Genomic DNA, 26,258 nt, shown 5'->3' with positions numbered 1-26,258 from the left:
TTTCCATAACAGTCCTTCATTTGAAAAAGGGCTGAAATCATATTCAGCCCTTATTTATTTTCGTTATTTTCTTATTTTAAGAATGAACTTCGTCCTTGCTCTTAAGAACATGGTAGATATTCCCGAAATTAGCGTAAACAAATTCATCCGAACGGTTGGATACAACATTTTTTGTATCAAAAATTTGTTTATTGGCCATTCCTTGCAAATCAGTGAAGTCTAATTCTTTAAATTCATTATGATCCGTTAAAACGAGAATTAAGTCTGACTGATCCACGGCTTTCTTAAGGTCTTTTTCAACGAAGTCTTTCTCAACATGAGGATCAAATGCTCTTACTTCGAAGTTTCCTTCAGCCTTCAAGATATCGTAGATTTCCATTGCTGGACTTTCTCGTATATCATCTACATTCCCTTTATAAGTAAGACCGAAAACAGTCACTACTTTCCCGTTAACCATTTCCATTAATTGATTAACTTTCTCCACTACAAAGGATGGCATGGACACGTTGATTGATCTTGCAAGGTTAATCATCTTAGCTGATTCTGGTGCACTAGCTACGATAAAGTACGGATCAACGGCTAAACAGTGACCTCCCACTCCCGGTCCAGGTGTATGCAGATTTACGCGAGGGTGCTTATTGGCCATTTGAATAACGTCCAACGCGTTAATCTCTAATTCATTACAAACTTTTGTCAACTCATTTGCCAATGCAATATTCACATCTCTAAATGTGTTTTCCATTAGTTTCGACATTTCAGCTGTTTTAGCATTCGTCTTAATAATCTCACCCTGTACAAAAGTAGAATATACCATAGCACCAGCTTCTGTACATTCCGGTGTAATTCCTCCAACGATTCTATTGTTATAAATCAATTCGTGCATAATCTGACCAGGGAGTACACGTTCAGGACAGTGTACTAAGAATATGTCTTTCCCCACTGTGAATCCTGCTTCCTCCACAAGCGGTTTTACATGGTCATCCATACTGCGTGGCCCAATGGTAGATTCAACAATGATCACATTTCCCTTATTTACATAAGGTAGAACATTTTTCACTGCTGATAGTACATATGTTAAATCACATGACTTATGTTCGTCGTCATTATTCGGAGTTGGAACAGAGATAATGAATGCATCCGCTTCTTCCGGTAATAATGATGCCTTGAACGTTCCTTTGTCTACGACTTCATTTAATGCTTCTTGAAGTCCAGGCTCTTCGATATGAATCTTTCCTGCGTTTAAAGAATCGATTACTTCTGGCTTTACATCTACACCAACCACTTCAACATTATGTTTTGCAAACATAATGGACGTAGGTAAACCTATATATCCTAATCCTACTGTACAAATTTTCAAGGGGATCCCCACTTTCATCTATATTTAACCAAACTATTTTTGTTGCTATAATGGATTGCAAATACCAATTCCTAATTATATCACCACTACTTTTTTTTTCAATCATACAATAACAAAATGACACAGATTTCATTACTTTTAAATATTCTGTAACATTTTTATTCGTTCTGCAATCACTTATTTTTTGCCTGATTGACCAAAATCATACATTGATCCCCTTAGATTATTCGTGTTAAAAGTAACGATCACTAAATCAAACTCATTTTTCTGTATATAGTCGTTCACAGACTGCTCGTTATACCTTGAATCAAAGATAGTGGTTTGATGAAAGTGATGAGCAAGGTGTAAGATGATTGGGTTTGTATAGGAATCCTTTAGGATCAAAACTTTTAAGTCATTACTGATTTTATCATTGACAATATTTAATTCTGGATAATTATCTGCATAAGCCGTATGATAATTGAATTCCTTTGCCTGTTCTTTTAATCCAGTGGCATATAAATCGCCAATCTCTTTTATTTTGTTCTTTGTCTTAATTTCCCCTTTATATACCTTATAATCCTGGAAATCATAGGAAGCAGGGTGATAATAACAAAAATCATCGATGGTCGTATCCACGATTTCATACAGAGAGCGATTCCAGCTTCCCACAAATTTTTTATTTTTCACGCATTCATACTTATAATTTTCCTTTTGGTAATCTTTTGGAACTTGCGGATAATGTTCTGCTACATAACCAATAAGATCCTGGTAACCTTCAAAAGCTCCATCCATGTTCCAATGGTGGTCTGTCTTCATATAAAAATTCTTCAGTTCCTCTGGTTGATATTTCTTATTCCACATGGCTGACATATCCAGTGTATCAACCTTCAATGACCTTAATTCATTTATTAAGTATTGGTAATTCTCTCTTCCGGTGCCATGTGATACATATGAAGGAAGCAGGTTAGCCGTTTCCACAACTTTGGCCGGAAATGGTGCGAACAGGAATTTAGATCCATTTTCTTCTAATCTTTCAGATAGGTTTTTTAGATTTTGAGCTGAAGCCTCAAGATCGTTCGATGCTATACCTTCCATGGGCTTTCCTAGAATCCAGCCATTTTCAGTAATGTGGTATCCGTTTACGTAGGTCTTATTTTGTAAGATCTGAGACATTGTAAACGTTTTCACCCACCTGTCTCTGAAAAGGAATTGGTCTGAAAAGTAGGTTTCATAATCTTTGAAGTATTTCCCTGAAAGCAGATCTTCTTTATTTAAAGCAGGTTTTTCCGCGAGTACTCTATTTTCAAACTTTGAGACATCCCTGTGTTCTTTCAGTAAAGTGGTTCCTCCCAATAGGAATAATATAACCAAGAATCCCACAGTTGTAATGACGCTGCCTAATTTCATTGTAAAACTCCTTTAAAAACGGAAATAGATGAATGGATTGTAACTCGAATTGACGATGTACATTGTACAGAGGAGGAGTAAGATCAAATAATATACACTTCCTGCTGTCTCCTTCGCTACGAACAAAAAGGAATTTTTCTCTGATAAAGCTGTTGCGAATTCCTTGAATTTAGGAAATAACGGCATACTGAGTATAATCCCCAACAAAAACACAATCCCATTATCCATGATATACAGTGCAGACTGTTGACTATATAGGTTTCCTTTCAGACCAAACATTACAAGTATATAGTGGAATGAGTATTCGAAATTATCTGCTCTAAAGAATACCCAACCAATCATCACAATAAACAATACGTATAGATGTTGGAAAGGGCGCCAGGCTTTTTGCAGAAGTCTCTCCAAACCAAATTTCTCCAAACTAATCAAGACTCCATAATAAAATCCCCAAATCATAAAGGTCCAGCTTGCACCGTGCCAAAACCCTGTTAAGGACCAAACGATTAATAAATTCCTGTATATCTTCCATTTCTCAACCCTATTACCACCCAACGGTACGTATACATAGTCCTTGAACCAATTCCCTAAAGATATATGCCACCTTCTCCAAAACTCAGAGACACTTCGGGATATATACGGATATCGGAAATTTTCTTCAAAATCAAATCCAAACATTTTCCCTAGACCGATGGCCATATCACTGTATCCTGAAAAATCAAAATATATTTGAAGGGTGTAAGCAATAATGCCAATCCAAGTCACACTGGTAGTCAAGTCTCCAGCAGAAAGTGAGAAGATCTCATCTGCAATGGCACCAAGGGGGTTGGCAATTAACACTTTCTTTGATAATCCCAAGATGAACCTTTGGATACCTTTACTAAATGAACTAAGCGTAATAAGCCTTTCTTTGATTTGCTCAGCAACCGTTTTGTATCGCACAATCGGTCCAGCGACTAATTGAGGGAATAATGAAATGTACAAAGAAAGATCTAAGAAATTACGCTGAGCATCAACTCTCTTTCTATATACATCAATTACATAACTCATCGCCTGAAAAGTAAAGAAGGATATCCCAATAGGTAAAGGGATTTCCTGATGTTCATAGTTTGTATCTAATATGCTATTCATATTATCAACAAAGAAATTGGCATATTTATAAAAACCCAATATGGCCAGATTTGAAATGACAGAAAAAGCAACTAGAAGTTTTCTTGACCCGTCTTGTTTAGAATACGATATAAAAAGTCCAAAGCTATAGTTTAATATGATGGATACAAGCATTAATATGATATATGTAGGCTCTCCCCACGCATAAAACAGTAAACTTGCAACCAAGAGAACCGAATTTTTCAAAAATTTAGGTGCGATGAAATAAAGTAATAAAACAACCGGTAAGAATATATACAAAAACACTAGATTACTGAAGACCATTGATGGTTACTCCTTTCTAAGAAGTGAGCTATGTTCTCTATCTATATCCATTTTCTGATAAGAAAAAGAAGGAAATATCCTGCTGGCACTAACACCACAGCAGAATGATTTCCTCTTAGATCCTATATTATTTCCGTTGCTAATTCCATGATTTTATTGTAATCCTTTTTAGATGCCAATTTGGCAAAATTCGAAATTCTATCACTTCGCTGTACAATATAATCCTTGTACATAAGATAGATTTCGAATAGAACATCAATGGCTTCCTGCTCTTCTCCAGGACTTAATCTAGGAAGTCGTTTCATATACCAATGAGTAAAGTAATAGTTAAATCTTGTTTCCATATAGGCATCCATTAATCCGTTTTCGATTAGGAATGGGATGCGATATTCTTCTAATGTTTTGTATTTTTTAAAGAACTTTTTAGATATCGAATTGGTCACTGACCCTGTAACAGCTGCGTAGTAAAGATGTATATCCAGGTCAACCGCTTTTACCTTACGTGAATTGAGCAACAGTTCGTGGAAGAATAGAGTATCTTGTCCTCCCGCATTCATCACCATCTTAATATCATGGTCACCTATGATTTCTCTTCTCACAATGGCAGCTTGAATGCTTTGAGCCTTCATATTCGAGTCAATCAAGAACTTTTTGGGATCATTAATCACGGAACCGCCTGCATATCTTAAAACAGTGTTAAAATAATTGAACTGCAGGGTTCTTTCGGTATCTAATCTTGATATATTTCCAACAACCATATCGTATTCACTATTCTTAATCATATCCAATAAAACAGCATAGCCATCATTCACTGCCTCATTATCAGGATCAAGATAAGTGATATATGGAGAACTGGACAAATCGAAGCCCTTGTTTCTTGCTCTGGAAGCACTGCCGCTTCCACTGTCATTAAAGAAGTACACTTGTACATTCTTATATAAACGGCCGAGTCTTTTCACATAGGATATGGTTCTTCTATCGGATGAACCATCATCTATTAATAAAATCTCCATGTATTCAAAAACACTGCTTCTTAATAAGCTGTTAAAGCATTTGTTTAATAAATGTTCCCCATTATTATAAATCGGTATAATGACAGTCAACTCTGGTACTTTAACCTCTTTATTTAGAGCCTTGATATTTCCTTGATTATATTCAAAATGGTCTATGCTGTATCCATTTGGTATAAGCATATTTTCTTTAAGAGAACTTAATTGATTATATGAGAACGAATCCGACCAAAATACGGTTCTAAATGGATCCTTCATTCGATCGACATAATCATGCTCGATACCTTCTACGAAAGATTCCCCATTCCAATAACTATCCTTTGTAACATAGTCGGAATCAGTATACTTAAATCCGTTAACCATATCTTCTAAATAGAATTCGTCATAACGGCGCAACGGGTGAAAGAACGTGACCATATCGGTACTTTCCTTTATTTCTTCCGTGAAATCACCTTCTAGATATAACGTTTTATGAGGGTACGTTTGCATATCGAAAACTTCTCTGATTTCATCCGTCATTTCTTTGACAACTACCGCTATACTCCGGTTGGTCTTTTTGTAAGGCATTTGAATGCACTGCATCATATATTCAATACGATCAAAAGTCGTTTCTCCAGACATCACTCTACGTATTCCATGAGACTGTTGTCTGTATACTTCCTCCTCATCATACCGGTTCAATATTTCTGTTACCTCTTTTTGATCATTGATTAAGAAAACATTGGGGAATTTATTGTTAATACCGACGCTGTAATTAGATATTAACAGGTTCCCTATTGCTTGAAGTTCGTATACTCTATTCGCAAACATGGTTTCACTATACTTAATAGAATTCAAGTTCAGTGACCAATCAAATAACTTATGAAGCTTCTGTAAGTCTTCATGTGGAAAGGCAGGTGCAATAAAAGGTAAATACGCCTTTGGGAAGAAATAATTAGCGTTTCTTAACTCATAATTCCTATCCAATATTTTCAGGTCTTTCCCCGAATCTAAAACACCATCAAATAACATTCTTGTTTCTTCTTGTCGATGTTGATATTTCTTATACCACGATCCCGCGAAGAGGACTTCATTCCGCTTTGTATGTTTCCTCGTGCCAATGGGATTATGATAGAGAGGATTCACCCCAAACTCTAAGACATGAACATTCTCGTTCTGGCAATCGACTTTATAATCCTCTACTTTTTCTGCAGCAGTTGTAAAAATATAATCGCATTCCTTGGCAATGTCTATAAAGCGGTCATAATTGACTGGATCTTCTTTAGAATAGAATACAATTTTCGCCCCTTTTTGTCTGAATTCTTGCATTAAGTGAAATAACTCTTGGCGAAGCTTTGTATTCTTAGGGTTCGCCAAGCCTCTCCATTCTTCACTTAACCCTTTCCAGGCGGAAGCGACAATTAATATATCCATTTGATCGGCATAGTCAGAATAGTTTTGCCTAGTTATATATTGTACATTTCCGACCCCTTTATAAGCTTGAAAAAGGAACTCATCGGCGATCATACCAATTCTCACATCATAGTGTCTGAAATACTTACTTCCGTTACTATCCGGAATTTGATCTAGGAGTGGCTTGACTTTTTCATATAAATCAACGTCTGCCACTTCCTGGCGATATTTTAAGTACTCTTCATCTGAAACAGGACCACTTAGTTTGGATATCTTTAAATAATCATCAATATCCCTTCCCGATTTCAGAACCTTCAGTAATTCTTTTTCACTTATTAATTGTTCTGAGACTAGCCGTTTATTCTCATTTAGAAAATCTAGTCGCTTTTCAACAGCTTTAATGTCCAATTTATTATTTCTCCTTTTTCATTTTCTTTTTTATATTCCAGTACTTTAATGTTATTTTACCAAACTTGGAACTGCTTAAGGCCCGGTATTTTTTATGCAGTTTGCGATAAGATGCAAGAGCTTGCTCTTCACTTTGATACGCCTTCACTAACTGCTCTTGAACAGCGATTTTGTCTTTCTTTTCATCGGCTAGTGCTCTCATGGCTTTCATCAGGGACTCGTCCTGGTCATCTTCTACAACACTCAAATTGAATTTTTTTTCTTCAGAAAGTAAGCTTATTTTAAACTCATGAATTAATGTGTTGTTCTCTTTTATCAATTTCAACGTTTCATTTTCCTGTTGGTTCTTTAACTCTTCATTTTCTGTTTCTAGTTGTTCAATTTTCTTTTTCAGCTTCTTGTCTGATTTAATGGATTCCCTCTCAATCTTTTCAAACGCCTGCTCAAGTTTTTGAAGCATACCCATATTCAATGAAAAATCTTCAACATCTTTCTTCTGCTTATCCAATACAATGGCAATCCATTTCCCAAAGAACTCTACTTCTGTAATATATAATGATTCATTAATTAATTCATATAGGCCGGATAAATAGTACGTTTTCTTATGATCAAAATAATCATTTATTCCGAAGGGAACGGTTACAATAATCCTCCCATCCTCAGTCAACAGAGATTCGGCTTTCTCAATAAACTCATTTGGATTTGTTACATGCTCTAAAACCTCTCCAAACACAATGGTATCAAACTCTTCTCCTTCAAAATCATGCGTGATAAAATTGATTACTTGAAAATTAACCAGTCTCTTGGTCGACTCTTCTTCTTTACTTAATGTTTCATTCGCATAGTCAATGGACTCTTGAAGAATATCAATTCCTAACACTTGCTTTCCGACCCTGCCAAGGATGATTCCAAATATTCCTTGTGAGCAGCCTACGTCCAGCACTTTCTCCCCCACTACTTTGTTTCCCATCCAATGAACACGGTCTCTTACTTTCTTACCGAATTTAGTTCCCAATTCATCGTGGTACGCTTCTGATATACGATCTAAGGGCTTCTTCAAACCATTTCACTCCGTTCGCTTCTCATAGTTAATTATGTTTAATGATTTTCGATCTGTCACTGTATTTCTCGCCTTTTTTAGGTCTAATGAAATAATGAACCTGATAATTCCCAGTAGTTTCTAAAGGATATACGATCTTTCGGGATTTTTGATACATGATTTTTTCAATAACATTATTATTTCTTCTAATATAAAAGGCATACTCCAATTGAGGGGAATCCTCAATCAGAATCTCAAAATGAATAGAACCATCTATAATTTCGAAATCTGTCCCCATGAGCATAAATCCATCTGATACAAACTGTTTTTTTATTGGCAGGGTAACAATTGTTTTGCCATTTATCGTTAAAGTGTAGGCTACTTCTAATACAGCTGTATCTTTAAATCCGATCTCACTTAAATCAATTTCACACTCACCATGGAACCCTTGATTATATACTGGTTTATCATTAGCTTTGACAATAAGTTTTTGCTCAAAATTCATCAGACGCTTGATGTTTGAATCTACTTTAATATTCCATTTACTTACGCTAACTTGTGCTACTGAGATATCTTCTATTTTTACATCATGCATGATATCTAACATATTTAACGTCAGGTATTTTGGGAAGTGCTCTGCTATTTCACCATGACTTTGAATGTCATTATTTACTTCCACATGATAATGGACATCATTTTCTTCCAATAGCCCTACGAAAGGTATGATATGTTTTTTATATTGAATATCATTTTCTGAAGTCAGTAATCTAATTTCACTCGGTACATTTGGACGCACCTGTTTAGAGATAATGCTATTCAAGTTTTCTCTTTCTTCTGTGCTTGGGGTTTCTCCCAGCATATAGTGAAATGTTTCAGTAGCGAATGATTCTACGTAATCTGATATTTTTGTTTGAGGCGCACCAATCACAATTTTCCCAAATCCATATTTTAGACCGTAATATAATGCTGCACTTCCACCTTTAGAAGATCCTGCTGTTATAATATTCTTCTTTGTTATCCCGTTTTTCTTCGAAATGGTGGCAATTAACATCTCAATGGATTCTTCTACACCATTTTCTTCTTTATTACCTAAGTAATAACTTCCTCTTGGGCCATAGTCATCAAGGATAAACAATTTGTGGCAATCCAAATTCCTCAATGTTCTTATATAATTGTACGTATGTTTTATTTCTTCCTTAGCCTTATTTTTCGGTACGTTAAATCCAGAAAACACCACGATTAAATGGTCTTGGTTTAAGTCCCCCTTCTCATATACGTATTTTATTGGAAGAGATCCTTGAAATATTTGTTCGTCAAAAGTAAACATATAATTAACTCCACTCCCTATTGTCAGGCATGTTGTATAATCAAATTATTCTTTATTAAAGTATAATAAATTACTTAAGATGTAAACTTATGTTCTAAACTGTCTACATTTAATGAAAGTACATACTCCATCATGCATACGTTTTGAGTGAATTATTAAATATCTATTACATGACTAACATTCTTTTTTTATTACCCTGAATATGAATGTATGAGCTAAAAATACAGCAAAGTAACCCCCTTAAATATAATAAAAAATGAAAATCCCCCGTTACACTTTGGTTTTCTTTTGAATAATATCCTTCTTTTTCTTTAACATGTGATAAAATGACATTATACTATATCAATCGACTCAATAATTGAGGAAAAAGGAGAAAATCAAGTGAAAAAAACACTAGTTACCGTTGCTACTACTGCTATCCTTTCAACAACATTTGCCGCTTCCGCCGCTGCCAGCTCCCATAAAGTCGAAACCGGTGATTCTCTTTGGTCTATTGCCCTTAAATATGATACTTCAGTTGCAATCTTGAAGGATATGAACAAACTGAAATCCGACATGATCTTCCCAAATCAATTACTCAAGGTAGATACTGATCAAAATGACCAGAATAACACTACTCCTTCCAAACCTGCACCGCCTGTCCAAACTGAATCTACAAAAAGATACATAGTCAAGTCCGGTGATACACTCAGCGCTATAGCTTACAGACATTCTATTACTCTTGCAGAGTTACAAAAGTGGAATAATATCAACAGCCATTTGATTTATCCTGGACAAGCACTAGTGGTTAGTCAAGGAGGCTCTGCCGGGGATCAAGTAAGTAGTAATACGGTTAAACCGACTCCTACTTCACCCCCGAAACAAGAAAATCCAAGTACATACTCGGTCAAATCTGGAGATACGCTCTCCCATATTAGTGTCAAATACGATGTTTCTGTTCAAGAAATTAAACGTCTCAATAATCTTTCCAATGATATGATCTATGTTGGTCAAGTCTTGAAAGTTGGAAATTCACAGGTATCACAACCTGCACCTCCAACAGAAACTGTGACACCAAACGAAGAGAGCAATACGTCTTTCAATACAGGTAAACTAATTTCTCACGCAAAAGCACAGCTTGGCATCCCGTACGTATGGGGGGGGTCTACAACCTCTGGCTTCGACTGCAGCGGGTTCATTTACTATACTTTCAATAAGAGTGGTGTGAAAGTGACTCGCACGTCCAGCGAAGGCTATTACAATCGTTCCTATTATGTAAATAAACCAGCCGTAGGAGACTTAGTCTTTTTCGAAAATACATACAAAAAAGGGATATCCCATTTAGGTATTTACGTTGGAGACAACAAGTTTATTCATGCAGGTGATAACGGAGTGGAAATTACTAGTTTAAGTAATTCGTATTGGAAATCTAAACTTGATGGTTTTAAACGCTTTTATGACCTGTAAAATTAGATAGACCACTACCTGGTAGTATGTTCCCAACATGGAAATGGAAATGTACTAATTGGCAGTGTAAACCGGGGCGCAGTTTTTGCGCCCCTTTTCTTTATTTATCTCTTCTACCTTACCTCCTATTGTCACATTTTGTAGAATAATAATTATTTCTACACTACATGAAATATATTCCAAATAAATCTGAAATATGGTTTAATTAATTGATTTTACAATTCTATTAGACAATGGAGGATATTATGGGGAAAAAGGTGTTTAAAAGTTTACTAGTAGTTATCATGATTTACAGTCTCTGCCTTTCACAAGTCCCTCGAACACATGCTGAAGGAGGAAAGGTCATTGAAGAAAAACCATTGCTGCTTTCTGAAGCGATGAACACAAGCTTTAATTCTGACGAGAATGTTCATTGGTACACTATAACCCCTTCCGAAGAAAGCATTGAAAACTTTACTCATTTTCGAATAAAACTGCAATCTCAAGAAGAAGTCAATTTAACTGTCTATTCCAGTCTTGAAAATGCAACGAACGATCAAACGTTTGATCAATACAGAGTATATTCTTATTCAAATGAAGCAGGGTCCATGGACTTTCCTATATCCTGGACTGGCCCATATTATCTGAAAGTGGAATCTTACGTGGGAAATTCTGTTGAACATGAAAGAGAATTAAATGAAGCTTCTTATACCATCACCTATGATGGCGTCTCCCTCCCCCCCTCCAACGGAATCATCGGGGAAGAGTGTCCGGCTGAATTAAGTACGAAGGAAAGAGAGAATGGAAAAGCCATTTTACAAGATTTGCGTACGATAAGGGAATCTCTCTTATCCCGCTCAGATACGGGTAAGGAGTTGACCTCTTTATACTATAAGACGGCTCCATTCATCAGCTCCAAAATGATCTTCAGCAAAAGTACTCGTGAAGCGGTCTACGCCGATCTCGTGACATTGAAAGATTTATTGGCTGACATAGCCAAAAATGGAGAATCCAGCTCCTATACCATTTCTTCAAGTGAGCAAATAGCCATTCAAAACCTATATATCATTGCGTATGATTCAGTGCCTGCCTCTTTGCAAAAACAACTTGAAAACGCGACAAATAAGGTGGATATTTCATCCCTTGCGAATTCATCTGTTTCTCAAGTCATAACAAAAACCGGTTTAGTGACTAAAACCACATCTGACCCTTCCAAATTGATTGTTAAAATCAAGGATGGAAAGTCTCAGACTGCGGCATTGTCTAAAATGGAGACCTACGGGGTTCAAGCAATGAAACCCTTATCTCAGGGAAAAAATAAACCTGAAAACCTTGTAGTGGTGGATCTGGGAGATCAGGACGGGAAGTATGCGGCTAGCTCGACTAAAGCATTACAACAGCTCGCCAAGCTCCCTGAAGTAGAATTTGTGGAACCTGTTCAAACCTATCAAGCATTATCTGCTGATAGTCAGTATTCTTATCAATGGTCATTGAAAAACAATGATATGGTTTCAGGGGATATAGGATTCGAGCCTTTGAAAACATTGTTGAACGGGAAGAATCTCGAACCCACCGTCATTGCCGTGGCCGATACGGGCGTCGATCACACGTTAGCCGACCTTTCTGACAAAGTACTCGTAGAAAAAGGGAAAAACTTTGTGGATCGCTCTGACGACACAATGGATGACAACGGTCATGGGACCCATGTTTCATCCACCATTACGGCAAATTCAGACAATCATTATTCGATTGCAGGAATTAACCCATTTGTTAAGATTCTTCCGATCAAAGTCCTGGATGGCGGCGGCAGCGGAGATACGGAACAAATCGCATACGGAATCATGTACGCAGCGGATCAAGGGGCAAAGGTCCTTAACCTGAGCCTTGGCGGACCATATAGCCGTACAATCGAATATGCCATGCAATATGCGAGCAAGAAAGGTGTGACCATTGTTGCGGCAAGTGGAAATGATGGAATGGAAGAAGTATCGTACCCTGCATCTTCCAAATATGCGATTGCCGTCGGCTCTACAAATCGTCTGGACATCGTATCCGACTTTTCCAACTACGGAAAGGGACTTGACCTGGTCGCACCGGGTTCTGATATCCCTGCCCTTCTACCGGATGGAAACGTCACCTACATGAGCGGAACATCCATGGCAACACCTCACGTGGCTGCCATTGCAGGTTTATTATTGTCTCAGAACCCGAATCTAAAGCCTTCGGAAGTAGAGAAAATCCTAACGGAAACGTCCAAGGATGTCTCATTTGAAGAGCATGATAACCCATATGTCTATGAAGACGAATATTATGAAGAAGATCCTGAATATCCAATCGAAGAGGTGGTACCTGGTTACGATACCATTTCCGGCTGGGGTCGTATGGACGCCTTTAGTGCCGTCAGCGCTGTGGAACTCTCGGCAAAGGTGAATCCGGTTCTGAACAACCAAACGATGGTCACAGGAAATGCCAAGACCGGTTCAACCATCGAGGTGATGAATGGAACGAAGCTATTAGGCAGCACTTCAGCTAAGTCCGGGACGTTCACCCTTACGATTCCTGTTCAAAAAGCCGAGCAAATCCTTGATGTGATCATCACATTTCAAGACGCCACCACAACGATTAAAAAAGTGGTAGAAAAAGTTCCAGATAAACCTTACGTAAATAAAGTGACAAACCTGTCCACTGTAATAACTGGAAGTGCAGAACCAAACTTGAAAGTAACCATCAAGGATTCGTCGAGAAAGGTCATTGCATCAGGTACCGCCAATGACGAAGGTGACTTCAGCATTCGCATATCTAATCAAAAAGAGTATTCAATATTATATGTAACCGTTCTCGATGATTATAAAGAAAGTTCCGAAGTAAAAGTGGTCGTTGCCGATGTCATCGCCCCCAATGCTCCAAAGGCGGATGCCATCAGTGATTTAAGTACGAGCATTACAGGATATGCCGAAGCCTCTTCTACAGTGACGGCAAAAGTGAACGGCAAGCAAATCGCAACAGCCAAGACCGGTACGATAGGCCAATTCACGTTAAAAATCAGCAAACAAAAATCCGGATCCACCGTGGTTGTGGCAGCGAAGGACGGTGCCGGGAATACAAGTAAAGGGACCAGTCTGAAAGTAAGAGACAAGACCCCGCCGGCTGCCCCTAAAGCAAAGGCTGTCAGTGATGCAAGTACATCCATTCCAGGAACAACAGAAGCCCATGCTTATGTGAAGGCTACAGTAAAAGGAAAGCAGATCGCAGCCGTCAAAGCAAACGCGAAAGGTCAGTTCACCTTAAAGATCAAGAAACAAAAAGCGGGATCAACAGTGGTTGTGACAGCGAAAGATGCTGCCGGTAATATCAGTAAAGGGACGAATCTTAACATTAGTGACAAGACCTCCCCAGGGGCACCTACAGTGAATGCAGTTATATCTAAGAGCAAAACCGTAAAAGGGAGGACAGAACCCTACGCTGCCGTTACGGTAAAAGCCAAATCCAAAACGATTGGTACAGCCAAGGCAAACAGTAAAGGGTCATTTACTGTAAAAATTAAAAGTCAGAAGGTAAAGACTGTTTTATCTGTGACAGCTAAGGATAAGGCGGGGAATGTGAGTAACGCAAGGAAGGTAACGGTTAAAAAGTAAATTAACCAAATGGAACCCCGGAGAAAAACTCCGGGGTTCCATTTTATTTAGAAGCAATATGGTGAGTAATAATGAGGTATAAATGTTAGCGACTTAATGCTGATAATTCTACAAGCTTATTTTTAATAAATACAATATACTTGTCGTCTTGTTGCAGTTCAAACACAATGAGCGCTTTTTCCATATACATCTTCGCTCTTTCTGGCTGATTAAGAAGCTCGAAATTATATCCCTTCTGATAATGGATTTCACCAAGTAAATATAGACTATCTTTGTGTAAACACCACTTGATGGCGTCTTCGCAATATTGATTCGAGTCATTAATCCTATTTAATCTAGTTAATGTTCTTGCCATATTCATGAATAATCGAGTTTTAATTGTGTAATCGTTTAAATCGGGAAGTAGTTGTATATGCCCCTTGATATCTTCAAACGTTTTCAAGGCTTTATCTATGTCTTCCCTGTAATAGATTGCACCCATGGTGAGAAGTATTTCAATTTCCCTTTCCAGCATAATTTTACCTTTGATATGAGTAATATTTACTGCTTCATGTAATGTTTCAATGGAAGCTTTTAAATCTTTTTTTACTTCATATAAGTATATTCCTTTATGCCACAGAAGAAGCTGCAGATTTTTTTTATTTTGAAAGAACAAAGGGTTTATTTCTTCTGCTCGAACAATTTCCATCATCTCATGAAAGCGAAGACTTCTCCTCATGATTTGAAGTTGTCGGGAGACCTCCTGGACATAGTCCAAACGAGGAGTTGTTCCAATATCAAAGAAATAATTCACATCCACCCCTAATTTTTGGGAAATCTGATATAATGTAGATGCGTAAGGGTAAACAATCCCTTTTTCTATTTTACTAATCTGGGCTTGCGTACAAATACCTTCGGACAATTCCTCCTGAGATAATCCACTGTTTTTTCTGAGTTCTTTAATTTTCTTACCCACAGCAGCAAAATCCATATAAATCCTCCCTAAATATGCTTAGAGTTATATTTTTATATAAAAATCAAAGAAAATATCGTTATTACTTAGATAAATGAGGAAAAAAGACTCATCAAACACATTTCTCAAATAAAGGAAATGTGTTTTAATAATTATAACACTAATATATGATGTTTTTCGAAAAATTTTGTACTATCAATAAGGAGGTTAGACCCATGAAAAAACGCTTTCTTACTATTCTAACAGCAACAATTCTTGTCTTGGGGGTCGCGGGAACATCCGCTAGTGCAGCTCAAGCAGCCAGCATCGCCCCTTTATCTGTAGATTTACCTGGAAATATCTATTAAGTAGTGATATAGGCGTTTGCTTACTAAGCAGCGCTTTTTTTTTAAATCATAAATATGCTTAGAGTTATAAGAACAGGTGAAAATCGTTTCTTTTCACCCATAAACAAAGGGGTATTTAGAATAATGCTTCCTGAGGCAAAATTCCCTTTTTTTTTGATTGTGATAGGATAAAAGTACAATAAAAGAAAGGGGGCTTCATGATGAAAAGCATAAGCATGAAAGTAAATCCTCTATACTCGGATATGGATATGTCGATCCAGTTCCATTTCGAATTCTCAAAAGGTGATTGTAAAGTCGGGGAAGCCATGGTATCAACCTATGCCATGGATAACCAGATAGTGTACCGCAAATCCCATGGCGCCACGGCAGCTTCTATAGAAAAGTGTGCGGTAATCGACCAGTTTGATGTTTTAGGTGAGTTAGGAGAGGTAAGCATGAAAAAACTCCGTCACTTCCTCAAAGTCATTGGAATGAATGAAGTCCACGCAGGATATAAAATGAATAGACAAAAAAGTATATAAACATAGCATAATAGAACAAAAGTCCACCTGCAAAGGTGGACTTTTTGGTTGGAGGGAAGGACCTTTTAGTCCAAGTGGTTTCCTTTCCATCTGGTGATTCTATTTGGCCCCTTTGGAAAATCAAGGTGACTTTCCCTTCTGGATATTTGTGTTCTCAAAATTCAGTAAAGAGGATATGACCAGTAAACCCGCCACTCTGCTTGTCATGTCTCTTAAGTCGAGAGTAGGATCAATTTCAACGATGTCCATGTTTTGGACCTTTGGGTGCTGCAGCGCAGTTTCTATTGCCTCTGCGAGCGCATCCGGATGCATTCCCCCGGGACCGATTGCCGGGCATCCGGGAGCATATGCCTGGTCGAGTACGTCCATGTCGACGGATAGGTAGATGGTGTCGACTTTGTCTTCGAGCTGTGTCAGGGATTCTTGGATTAGTTTGGTTATGCTTTGTTGCCTGACGTCCTTCATCGTATATACGGTCACACCCTGCTCGATGGCGTAGTCATGGTAGGCTTTGGCGTTGGCGTAGTTGCGGATGCCGATTTGGATGAGGTGCTCTCCTTGAATGTGGCCACCTTCTATTAATCTCCTGAAAGGCGTCCCGTTGGTAGGACCTCCGTCCTCTGTGTTCCTGAGATCGTGGTGGGCATCAAATTGGATGATTCCCACCGTTCCCTTCGTTTCCTTGATGGCTTTGACCGTTGAGGTGGTGATGGAATGGTCGCCGCCCAGGATGATGGTGAAGGGTGCCGCGTTCGTTTCGACAGCTGCTTTGGTTGATTCATAGATTCGTTGATGTGACTCTTCGATGGAGGTCGGGTGCATGGTGATGTCGCCGAAGTCGATGATCGTTTTGTTGTCTTCGTGGAGGTCCGTCCCTCGCTCGCTGTTGTAGGTCGTGAATGAGTTCAGGCAGCGTCGGATGGCGTCGGGTGCGAAGCTTGCTCCTGAGTGGGAGATGGAGGGCTTTGAGAGGGGGGCGCCGATGATGGCGATGTCCCCTTGTTTTCCTTCTTCCCACGGTGTCAGAAGTTCCGCTGCTTTCGTTGTGTAGCGGTCTTTGAACTGTGCTTTCCCTGCCGGTTTAATGTGTTGAAATGTGCTCATGAAGCTTCTCCTTGCGGTAAATGATCCGGCCCTCTTTCATGACGGTGTTGGTATGGTTGACTCCGTAATGATAGGGGACGTAGTGATAATTCGGGACATCCCATAGAACGATGTCGGCTTTACGCCCAGTTGCCAGTTTCCCTGCAGAGTCTCCCCGGTCGATGGCATAGGCGGAGTTGACGGTGACGGCGTTCCAGATTTCTTCCGGCGTCATCTTTAATTGTAATGAGGCAAGGTTCATGATGAACTGCAGGTTCTCTGTCGGTGAGCTTCCCGGGTTGAAGTCGGTTGACAGGGCGACGGCTGCTCCCGCTTCCATCATGCCTCTTGCGTTGGCGAATTTGCCTTTGTTCAGATAGAAGGACGTACCTGGCAGGAGGACGGCGATGGTGTCGGTTTCGCCCAGTGCCTGGATCCCTTTTTCAGATGCTCCCACTAAATGGTCTCCGCTTGTGGCTCCGATTTCTGTTGCCATTTCCGTTCCGCCGAGTGGATCGATTTCGTCGGCGTGGATTTTGACGGAGAAGCCTTTTTCTTTGGCTTTTTTCAGAAACTCCCGGGACTGTTCGACGGTGAATACGCCTGTTTCGCAGAAGATGTCGACGAATTCTGCGAGTTGCTCTTTTTCGATGTCGTTTAACAGGTCGAGCATTTCCTGTAGGAATTCATCGGAGCGGCCTTTGAATTCCGGCGGGATGGCGTGAGCTCCAAGGAAGGTGGAGACGATTTCTGCCGGATGCGTTTCGTTTAGTTGTTTGGCTACTCTCAACTGTTTGAGTTCTGTCGGTCGGTCGAGTCCGTAGCCGCTTTTTACTTCTACCGTTGTGACTCCGTACGAGATCATTCTGTTCAGGTGGAAGCGGGCTTTTGTAAGCAATTCTTCTTCCGATGCTTCCCGGGTGGCACCTACTGTTGAAAGGATCCCGCCTCCCCTTTTTAAAATATCTAAGTACGGCACACCCTGCTGCTTGAGAGCCATTTCATGTTCACGTGAGCCGCCGAAGACCAGATGCGTGTGCGGGTCGACAAGACCTGGTGAGACGAGTTTTCCTTCTGCGTCGATCCGTTCCGTTGCTTTGAAGTTTTGTGCATCTTCATTGGTGCCGATCCAGGCAACTAGGCCGTCTTTGATGGCGAGGGCGGCATTTTCCAGAACAGGAAGTGTGCTCATCGCCTTCCCTTTCAGAGGTCCGTCCCCTTGGTCCATTGTCAGGAGCTGGCCGATGTTGTCGATGATGGTGTCGAATTGTGTAGTGGTCATCTTATTCTCCTCCTTTGTTCATCGGGATGTGGATGTTGTGCTTTTCGGCTGTTTTTTCTGCGATGTCGTAGCCTGCGTCGACGTGTCGGATGACGCCCATTCCAGGGTCTGTTGTCAGGACGCGCTCAAGTCGTTCCTGTGCTAGGTCCGTCCCGTCTGCCACAACGACCATTCCGGCGTGTAATGAGTAACCCATGCCTACTCCGCCGCCGTGGTGGAAGGAAATCCAGGAGCCCCCTGCCGCTGTGTTGATGAGGGCGTTCAGAATGGCCCAGTCACCCACTGCGTCGCTTCCGTCCTTCATGCTTTCTGTTTCACGGTTCGGTGAGGCAACGGATCCGCAGTCCAGATGGTCACGGCCGATGACGATCGGTGCTTTCAGTTCACCGTTTCGTACCAGTTCATTGATGGCAAGACCCATCTTTACACGCTCGCCGTAGCCAAGCCAGCAGATGCGGGAAGGAAGACCTTGGAATGCCACCTGCTCCTGAGCCATATCGATCCAGCGGTTCAGTGCTTCGTTTTCTGGGAAAAGCTCTTTGATCAGACGATCTGTTCTATAGATATCTTCCGGGTCTCCCGATAGTGCCGCCCAGCGGAATGGTCCTTTCCCTTCACAGAATAGTGGACGGATGTATGCCGGGACGAAGCCAGGGAAATCGAAGGCATTGTCGACTCCTTCATCCTTTGCGACCTGGCGGATGTTGTTGCCGTAGTCGAATACGATGGACCCGAGGTGCTGGAATTCGAGCATCGCTTCCACGTGTTTGGCCATGCTTTTTTGTGAAAGGAACGTGTAGGCTTTCGGATCGTTTTTGCGAAGCTCTGCAGCGGCTTCGAGTGTATACCCTTCTGGAACATAGCCGTTCAGTGGATCGTGAGCGGATGTCTGGTCGGTTACGATATCGATTTTGACGTCGCGCTTGAGGAGTTCATGATGAACTTCTGCTGCATTTCCAAGGAGAGCGATGGAAAGTGGCTTGCCTTGATCCCGTGCTTCATACGCCATCATCAGTGCTTCTTCAATGGAATCAGTTTTCACATCACAGTACTTGGTGTCAAGGCGCTTTTGGATACGCTCTGCATCTACGTCGACGGCAATTACGACTCCTCCGTTCATCGTGACGGCGAGTGGCTGCGCCCCACCCATTCCGCCTAAGCCGGCTGTAAGGGTGATGGTCCCTTTAAGGGAGTTGTTGAAATGTTTCTTCGCAAGAGCCGCAAACGTTTCATACGTCCCTTGCAGGATCCCCTGTGTACCGATATAAATCCAGCTTCCTGCCGTCATTTGGCCGTACATCATGAGGCCTTTCTGATCAAGCTCGTGGAAGTGCTCCCAGTTCGCCCATTTTGGAACAAGGACAGAGTTCGATAACAGGACCCTCGGAGCTGCTTTATGGGTTTTGAACACACCAACCGGTTTTCCGGATTGGACGAGCATGGTTTCATCGTTCTCCAGGTTTCGTAGGGTGTGGACGATGGCGTCGAAGGACTCCCAGTTGCGGGCCGCTTTCCCGATTCCGCCGTAGACGACAAGCTCTTCAGGAATTTCTGCCACTTCAGGATCAAGATTGTTGTAGAGCATGCGGAGGACCGCTTCCTGCTCCCATCCTTTACATTCGAGGTCCGTCCCTCTTTTCACGTGTACGATTCGTTTGTCTGCCTTAACCATTTGTCGTTTCCTCCTTTGTTTTGGTTGATTTGATCAGTGTGCTTAGGGTTGTTTGTTGCAGCCACTGGTTGGCTTTTTCTATGTCTTTCGAGAAGATCCGGTCCTTTGTGATAGAAGGGATGATCTTTCTCGCCGCTTCGTAAAATTGCTTGGTCTTGCTTGCCAGGAGGTCCGTCCCTCGATGTTCCGCTGCCTGGAGGTTGCAGATGAGTTCGACGGCGAGGACTCTTCTTGTGTTCTGCAGGATCTGGTAGGCGTGACGTGAGCCGATTGTTCCCATGCTGACGTGGTCTTCCTGGTTGGCCGATGACGGGATCGAGTCGACGCTCGCCGGATGGGCAAGGGTTTTGTTTTCGGATACAAGTGATGCCGCACAGTATTGCATGATCATGGCGCCTGACTGCAGTCCCGGCTGGGGGCTTAAGAATGGCGGCAGGTCATTGAGCTGGGGGTTTACTAAGCGTTCAATCCGTCGTTCTGAGATGTTGGCGAGCTCTGCGATGGCGATCTTCATAAAGTCCATGGCGAATGCAATCGGCTGGCCGTGGAAGTTCCCTCCTGAGATGATCTTTTCTCCATCGTCGAAGATCAGCGGGTTATCCGTCGCTGCGTTCATTTCGATCTCGAGTTTTTCTTTTACATAGTCAAGGGCCTGCCAGGATGCTCCGTGAACCTGAGGGATGCATCTTAAGGAGTAGGCGTCCTGAACTCGGAGCTCTCCTTGTTTCGTCGTGAGCTTGCTGTCCTGCAGGTAGTCTCTGATTCTCTGGGCCGTTGCCACCTGTTGAGGGTATCCCCTTACTAAATGAATATCTTCGTCGAAGGCATCCATGATTCCTCTTAATCCTTCCAAGGTCAGACTGGCGATCATCTCACTTTGGAAGGCAAGTTCCTCCGCTTCCAGGTAACCGATGACCCCCATTGCCGTCATGGCCTGGGTTCCGTTGATGAGTGCCAATCCTTCTTTCGCCTGAAGCTGGATTGGGAAGATGTTTTCTTTTGACAGGACAGTAAGGGTTTGTTGTACCTTACCTTGATAATGGACTTCCCCTTCACCCATCAGTGCCAGCGCTAAGTGGGAAAGCGGTGCCAGGTCTCCGCTTGCTCCTAATGACCCTTGCTGGGGGACCACTGGATGGATTCCTTTGTTCAGGAATTCAGCCAGCCGTTCTACGATGACCGGTCTAACCCCGGAATACCCTTTTAAGAGAGCGTTACATCTTAATAGAAGCATCGCACGCGAAACATTCTCCGGAAACGGATCACCCACTCCGCACGCATGAGAATGAATCAGGTTCAGCTGAAGCTCCTCCACATCCTCCGCATCAATCAGCACATCACTGAACTTCCCAAAGCCCGTGTTGATCCCATACACCACACGCTTCTCCTTCACAATCCTCTCAACCGCCTCACGACTCTTCCGCACCCGATCCATACTCAGCGGCGAAAGCTCCACATGCTCCTTCCCATAAATCACCCGCTTCGCCTCATCCAAACTCAAACCGCAACCCGTCAACTCCACCATCATTGACTCACTCCTTCTATGTTAGGGACGGACCTCAGAAAACAAGCTGTTTTCGGTTCATTCCCTTTGTTATTTACTGTCATTGCTCGTTTTTTCTCTTTATCGCTTTAACCTGCTGCGGGACGGACCTCTAGGCTGACGTTCCTTTCCCACACAAAAAGGAGGCTCGACCAAAGACAGACTTCTGCCTTTGGTCGAGCCTCCTTTCAACTAATATCTCTAGGCTCTCATTATTTAAATATGATTGATTCCAAGTCCGATCGTTTCGTGCTCCAATCCCTTGATGGGTGCACCGATCGTCCCGTATAAGGCGACTGCAATCCATTCGCCTTCCTCTTCACTTTCATACGGGGTGCCCCTTACAACAGAGAAACGCAATCCCACGGTACGCAGGATCTCTCCCAGTTGCGTATGCCCTCGGGTGACCCCGGTCAAGGCTTCCATGATCGCGTGGTATAAAGCATGCATCTCCCGGTACAGATCTTCCCGTACGAGGTCGCTCCGCTTCGCTGCCGTTTCAATCGCCGCCACGATCTTCTGACTGTCCATGGATCCGATCTTTCCGGTGCAATAACTCCAGTTCAGTTCGTTGAAATGACGATTCCACTCTTCTTCCTCCCTGTCTAAAAGGAGAAGAAGCATGGCATTCTTTCCGATACGAGTATGTTCTGTCTTATCCAAGTGGCATTCGCACCTTACGTGAAAATTCTAAAAATACTAATAACTACTTTCATTGTATGGTCTGATCCTTAAGAGGTCAACGAAAAAAGTGGTGATTTTAGAAACTTAGAGAGGTAGTTTGGTAGCGTAGTAAAGGGTTTTGTGGCTGAACTGAAGAACGGGTTGTGGAGGTCCGTCCCTCAAAAAAAGACGTACCTATTCAGATTAGGTTCGCCTGATTCCTCCTTTATTCTTCTTGTTTTTTTCCTTTTCCTTTGAATATTTTGGGGTTGTTCATGAGGTAGGTGACGGTGCTGTCATCGGACTTAAGGCATAGGTAAGAGAGGATGTCCTGTATGTCTTCGGTTGAAAGTGGTCCATCCACAGGATATAAAGGCAGGATATTCAATTGGTCGACTCCTTGTCGCCTTTCGAGCACAACCTTGCAGTCCGTTGGTGTATTGTCCCCGATGCGGATAAACTTAAAGGGGATGGAATGCTGTCGGTCGATGGGGACGGCAAACAACGTGGTGAACCCGACTGTTTCGAGGATTTTGTCCGAATACATGATGCTCTCGAGTGCATGTGAAAACCCCGGAGGCTGATTTACAACAACCAACTTATTGTAATAGTGCTGCCCTTGAAAGACGACCAGATGCTTCTTCGATTTTTTGACGCTTCTTTTGGACACATGAAAATCCTCGAATACCAGAATATATTCCTTTTTCATTTCTTCCTCCTCTTGGAAATAGTTATTTTGTCCTACACATTATGAATTTCGACATATTTATAGATAACCCTCTAAAATTTTCCAAAAACATTTATTTTTTTCACTTTTCCATTGTCTTTTTATCGATTGGTTCATCTTGGACTTCTTTTTCTACGTACTCCTTATAACGGTTGACCTGAGGAGCCGGAAAGTAATTGAGGGTGCGTTCCTTTGAGAGAAGTGGGTGATCAATGGAGTGAACGTAAAAAGGATAACTGCTCCACGGGTAAGCCTCGGGGCGGATGGTGAGCTTGCCTTCTACGGGATTTTGATGAATATATCGGCTTGCTTTGATGAAATACGATGGCGTATCGATGTTGGTGGACCCGTATCGTCCTTGGAATACGTGGCCGACATAGTCATATTTTTTGTTGAAATACACGGCGTAGCGGGTGTGGTGGGTGCGGATGATTTTCTCGAGCGGGACATCGTGGGTTTCAATCAGCAGATGAATGTGGTTGGGCATCAAACAGTATGCGTGGATGGTAAATGGATATTTGTCCTTCGTCTCTTGCAGGTACGTCAAATACTTCTTACGGTCTCCATCATCATGGAACAGATCCTGCTTCCTGTTCCCTCTTGCGGTCACATGGTAAGTCGTTCCCGGACTCCAATTCCGAGGCGTTCGAACCATAACATCACTCCTTCTCCTACTATTATAATCGTACACTAACCTATTCGACATAACTTCCGAAAATCCTCTTTTTTTGTTGAGGGACGGACCTTTAAATTCATTCATCAAGTAGAATAAATGGACCGGGTAGAGGTCCGTCCCTCACATTTTCTAGTAGTTATTCGTCTTGCAGTAGATTAATAGCTGCTTTCCATTTTTCTTTGTGCTGAATACCAGGGTTGAATTGGACTTCAGACGTACCCACGTGATCTGTTTCTCTGGTCCCCTTATGGTAAAAAGTCCGATGCTCCCCTTTTTTCTTTCCCCCATTCCATCTCCACCTTTTCCCCAAAATCGACATAATTACAATTATATTTACATTTTAATACGAATCACTGTACATTTGTATACTTTTTCCATTTTATTTATAATCGTAATCAAAATAAGTATTTCAAAACGTGTAATTTCATAATACCTGCCCACAAAACCTTTATCTTGAAGAAAAAAGGGATAGTCGGTGAAAACAATGGATTTACATATAGAGTTACAGCATTACCGCAATGACGTACTGGAACTAACCCAGAGAGAAGCCGCCCTTCGTTTAAATATTAGTCAGAGTGCGTTATCAAACTATGAAAACGGCACAAGGGACATTCCTTATAAAATGCTCCTTACCTTTAAAGAAGTCTATAAAATCCCTACTCATGAAATGAATAGGATTATGTATGGGGAGAAGAGCGTCGGCCTTGGACAAAGTCACGACCCCATGATCCTGCGTGAACACTTCGAAGACGATGAGACAAAAGAAATCATGAAAACCCTCCAGGAGCACCCAAAACTCAAACGAACCCTGTCATCCCTCTCCTACTTCACAGAAAAACGCAAAGAGAAATTCATCTCCCAGGTCAATTACTTCTACCAGACGATGAAAGACTGGTAGAGGGACGGACCTCAATTCCACGAACCAAAACCTTGTTAAATCAAAGTTTTGGTTCGTTTTTATCTTTGAAATTGAGGTCCGTCCCTCAAAAAAAGCGCCTAGATTCCCGGCTTCGGGGTCTAGAGCGCTTTTTGGTTTGTATTTATGGTATATCCTGATTGTAGTTCTTGTTTTAGCCAGTGGATCATTGTGTTGGTGTCCATGTTTCCCTGTTGACCTCTGTCGAACGCTTTTTGGATCACGTTCAGAATATGCTGGTCATTGCTCTCATTTCTCTTCAAAAATGACAACCTCCTACAAAATTAAACATTTTCTATCACTTTAATACAATATTAGACGAATCTTCAAACATCAATTATTAGATATAATACCAAAAAAATACACTCTTTGATAGAGTAATTGTTAAATCCTTTCTAAAAATAAGGTCAAATTACCTATTACACTTTGTTGGAATATGTCGATACAATGATAGGAAGGTTTTGAATAATGGCAAAATCATCGAAAGGTGATGACGCAAAGCTAAAGGGGCTAATCAAGCCAGCCAGCTATCAAATCAGGAGGGATTATAATTGTCGTTTTTGACCCCAGAAGAAATACATTTGAAAAAGAAATTAAAGAAGAGATTGATGTACATAGGACTATTTTTATTTACAGTTATTCTTATTGGAGGTACGACCATTCTTACGTACCAAATGTAAAGCGTCCAATCGGCGCTTTTTTTAGTTCAAAAGACATTCTACAATTTATGGAAAAGTTCAATTAACTTCGATAGAATAGTAGATGGAATCTATTCTATTTGGAGGACTATACTTATGAATAAAGAAGTCAGACTTTTCAGAGGTTTAACCAACCCAACATTCTTCTTTTATCAGCTCAAAGACATGGAAATAGTGACAGGCTATAGAAAAGAAGTTTTTTCTCTCTTGTTGCTGTCTATTTTTGTCTTTGGCCTCATCTCATCTTTCGGAATCGGTATGGATCCTCTTTCAAAAGAGATTACTACACTCTCCCCATTCACTTATGAGTTAGAAAAATTCTTATTTTTCTTAGGCAGGTTATTAGGCGGCTTGCTATATGGAGCCATTGTCCTCTTTTTCTGTTCACTCATTTTTTGGACCATATCAAATGAAGGAGCATTTCGAAAGCTCGTAATGATACAAGGTGTGGTTTTGATTGTATTACTACTTGAACAAATTACCTATATACCATTGTCGCTCTTTTTCTCATTGGAATGGTACTCTTCCCCACTATCTTTAGGGGTTATAACCCAGTACGCTACCTCCAATACATATATCATATATTTAATGGGAAGCTTTTCTCTCTTCAAGGCATGGGTGTTTTTCATTCAATATAAGGGGATCAAGCGTCTAACCAGTCAGAAAAATTGGATCATCTGGTTGGTGATCCTCCTCACAAATGTTTTTATCTGGGCATTAAACGCATTATTGGCTTATCTAAGTATTTCAACTCTAATCTAACTA

Annotated in this window: 23 protein-coding genes and 1 riboswitch; of the genes, 7 read left to right on the top strand and 16 right to left on the bottom strand. The window is 41.1% G+C overall.

Annotated elements, in window-relative coordinates; all coding sequences use genetic code 11:
- Positions 1 to 76: 76 nt before the first annotated feature.
- The 6 genes from JI667_RS16535 to JI667_RS16510 all read right to left on the bottom strand — a co-directional run bounded on the left by JI667_RS16535 (position 77) and on the right by JI667_RS16510 (position 9,353).
- Positions 77 to 1,357 (bottom strand): nucleotide sugar dehydrogenase, encoded by a 1,281-nt coding sequence (locus JI667_RS16535; protein WP_206857159.1) that lies wholly within the window; start codon positions 1,355 to 1,357, stop codon positions 77 to 79.
- Between the two features lie 177 nt (positions 1,358 to 1,534).
- Positions 1,535 to 2,746: an alginate O-acetyltransferase AlgX-related protein gene (locus JI667_RS16530; protein WP_206857156.1), complete on the bottom strand. Its 1,212-nt coding sequence runs from the start codon at positions 2,744 to 2,746 to the stop codon at positions 1,535 to 1,537.
- 12 nt (positions 2,747 to 2,758) lie between these two features.
- Entirely contained in the window at positions 2,759 to 4,177 is a 1,419-nt protein-coding gene (locus JI667_RS16525) for an MBOAT family O-acyltransferase (protein ID WP_206857155.1), read from the bottom strand.
- Positions 4,178 to 4,299: 122 nt separating this feature from the next.
- Positions 4,300 to 6,987 (bottom strand): glycosyltransferase, encoded by a 2,688-nt coding sequence (locus tag JI667_RS16520; RefSeq protein ID WP_211201324.1) that lies wholly within the window; start codon positions 6,985 to 6,987, stop codon positions 4,300 to 4,302.
- 4 nt (positions 6,988 to 6,991) lie between these two features.
- A complete protein-coding gene (locus tag JI667_RS16515; RefSeq protein WP_206857154.1) occupies positions 6,992 to 8,047 on the bottom strand; it encodes a class I SAM-dependent methyltransferase in 1,056 nt (351 codons plus the stop codon).
- 28 nt (positions 8,048 to 8,075) lie between these two features.
- On the bottom strand, positions 8,076 to 9,353 hold the full coding sequence (locus JI667_RS16510; protein ID WP_206857153.1) for an accessory Sec system protein Asp2: 1,278 nt from the start codon (positions 9,351 to 9,353) through the stop codon (positions 8,076 to 8,078).
- A 381-nt stretch (positions 9,354 to 9,734) separates the two neighbouring features.
- Between JI667_RS16510 and JI667_RS16505 the strand changes: the two genes are divergently transcribed.
- A complete protein-coding gene (locus JI667_RS16505) occupies positions 9,735 to 10,799 on the top strand; it encodes a LysM peptidoglycan-binding domain-containing protein (RefSeq protein ID WP_206857150.1) in 1,065 nt (354 codons plus the stop codon).
- Positions 10,800 to 11,044: 245 nt separating this feature from the next.
- Positions 11,045 to 14,413: a S8 family peptidase gene (locus tag JI667_RS16500; RefSeq protein ID WP_206857146.1), complete on the top strand. Its 3,369-nt coding sequence runs from the start codon at positions 11,045 to 11,047 to the stop codon at positions 14,411 to 14,413.
- Positions 14,414 to 14,498: 85 nt separating this feature from the next.
- Here JI667_RS16500 and JI667_RS16495 read toward each other — a convergent pair whose 3' ends face one another.
- Positions 14,499 to 15,383 carry a helix-turn-helix domain-containing protein gene (locus JI667_RS16495; RefSeq protein WP_206857144.1) on the bottom strand — a complete coding sequence of 295 codons (885 nt, stop codon included), beginning with the start codon at positions 15,381 to 15,383 and terminating at the stop codon, positions 14,499 to 14,501.
- 197 nt (positions 15,384 to 15,580) lie between these two features.
- On the opposite strand from JI667_RS16495, the gene JI667_RS22970 reads away from it, so the two are divergent.
- Both JI667_RS22970 and JI667_RS16490 read left to right on the top strand, forming a co-directional pair.
- Entirely contained in the window at positions 15,581 to 15,712 is a 132-nt protein-coding gene (locus JI667_RS22970; protein WP_280515503.1) for a hypothetical protein, read from the top strand.
- A gap of 197 nt (positions 15,713 to 15,909) precedes the next feature.
- Entirely contained in the window at positions 15,910 to 16,233 is a 324-nt protein-coding gene (locus tag JI667_RS16490) for a hypothetical protein (RefSeq protein WP_206857142.1), read from the top strand.
- Positions 16,234 to 16,353: 120 nt separating this feature from the next.
- On the opposite strand, the gene hutG is transcribed toward JI667_RS16490, so the two are convergent.
- From hutG to JI667_RS16450, 8 genes are all read right to left on the bottom strand, one after another.
- A complete protein-coding gene (hutG, locus tag JI667_RS16485; RefSeq protein WP_206857140.1) occupies positions 16,354 to 17,337 on the bottom strand; it encodes a formimidoylglutamase in 984 nt (327 codons plus the stop codon).
- Positions 17,315 to 18,598, bottom strand: a complete 1,284-nt coding sequence (gene hutI / locus JI667_RS16480) for an imidazolonepropionase (protein ID WP_206857139.1) — start codon at positions 18,596 to 18,598, stop codon at positions 17,315 to 17,317. The genes hutG and hutI overlap by 23 nt, the downstream gene beginning before the upstream one ends.
- A gap of 1 nt (position 18,599) precedes the next feature.
- Entirely contained in the window at positions 18,600 to 20,270 is a 1,671-nt protein-coding gene (hutU, locus tag JI667_RS16475) for a urocanate hydratase (RefSeq protein WP_206857137.1), read from the bottom strand.
- Complete coding sequence (hutH, locus tag JI667_RS16470) at positions 20,263 to 21,795, bottom strand: histidine ammonia-lyase (protein WP_206857351.1); 1,533 nt, start codon at positions 21,793 to 21,795, stop codon at positions 20,263 to 20,265. The genes hutU and hutH overlap by 8 nt, the downstream gene beginning before the upstream one ends.
- 234 nt (positions 21,796 to 22,029) lie before the next feature.
- Complete coding sequence (hutP, locus tag JI667_RS16465) at positions 22,030 to 22,476, bottom strand: hut operon transcriptional regulator HutP (RefSeq protein WP_280515502.1); 447 nt, start codon at positions 22,474 to 22,476, stop codon at positions 22,030 to 22,032.
- Positions 22,477 to 22,702: 226 nt separating this feature from the next.
- Positions 22,703 to 23,185 carry a hypothetical protein gene (locus JI667_RS16460; protein ID WP_206857133.1) on the bottom strand — a complete coding sequence of 161 codons (483 nt, stop codon included), beginning with the start codon at positions 23,183 to 23,185 and terminating at the stop codon, positions 22,703 to 22,705.
- 100 nt (positions 23,186 to 23,285) lie between these two features.
- The gene (locus JI667_RS16455) at positions 23,286 to 23,858 is read right to left on the bottom strand and encodes a transposase (protein WP_206857132.1); all 573 of its coding nucleotides are present in this window, start codon (positions 23,856 to 23,858) and stop codon (positions 23,286 to 23,288) included.
- 150 nt (positions 23,859 to 24,008) lie between these two features.
- Positions 24,009 to 24,167 carry a hypothetical protein gene (locus JI667_RS16450; RefSeq protein ID WP_206857131.1) on the bottom strand — a complete coding sequence of 53 codons (159 nt, stop codon included), beginning with the start codon at positions 24,165 to 24,167 and terminating at the stop codon, positions 24,009 to 24,011.
- A 196-nt stretch (positions 24,168 to 24,363) separates the two neighbouring features.
- Here JI667_RS16450 and JI667_RS16445 point away from each other — a divergent pair, with 196 nt between their 5' ends.
- On the top strand, positions 24,364 to 24,777 hold the full coding sequence (locus JI667_RS16445; protein ID WP_206857129.1) for a helix-turn-helix domain-containing protein: 414 nt from the start codon (positions 24,364 to 24,366) through the stop codon (positions 24,775 to 24,777).
- A 119-nt stretch (positions 24,778 to 24,896) separates the two neighbouring features.
- On the opposite strand, the gene JI667_RS16440 is transcribed toward JI667_RS16445, so the two are convergent.
- Positions 24,897 to 25,058: a hypothetical protein gene (locus JI667_RS16440; protein WP_206857128.1), complete on the bottom strand. Its 162-nt coding sequence runs from the start codon at positions 25,056 to 25,058 to the stop codon at positions 24,897 to 24,899.
- A gap of 197 nt (positions 25,059 to 25,255) precedes the next feature.
- Positions 25,256 to 25,330: riboswitch (cyclic di-GMP riboswitch) on the top strand.
- 16 nt (positions 25,331 to 25,346) lie between these two features.
- On the opposite strand from JI667_RS16440, the gene JI667_RS22965 reads away from it, so the two are divergent.
- Positions 25,347 to 25,475, top strand: a complete 129-nt coding sequence (locus JI667_RS22965; RefSeq protein WP_280515501.1) for a hypothetical protein — start codon at positions 25,347 to 25,349, stop codon at positions 25,473 to 25,475.
- A 114-nt stretch (positions 25,476 to 25,589) separates the two neighbouring features.
- Complete coding sequence (locus JI667_RS16435; protein ID WP_206857127.1) at positions 25,590 to 26,255, top strand: hypothetical protein; 666 nt, start codon at positions 25,590 to 25,592, stop codon at positions 26,253 to 26,255.
- The last annotated feature ends 3 nt before the right edge of the window (positions 26,256 to 26,258 follow it).

It is taken from the genome of Bacillus sp. NTK074B (assembly GCF_017303375.1).
Lineage (GTDB): Bacteria > Bacillota > Bacilli > Bacillales > Bacillaceae_B > Rossellomorea.
Note: the sequence above shows the minus strand (reverse complement) of the source record. Positions and strands in the feature narration are given on the sequence as shown.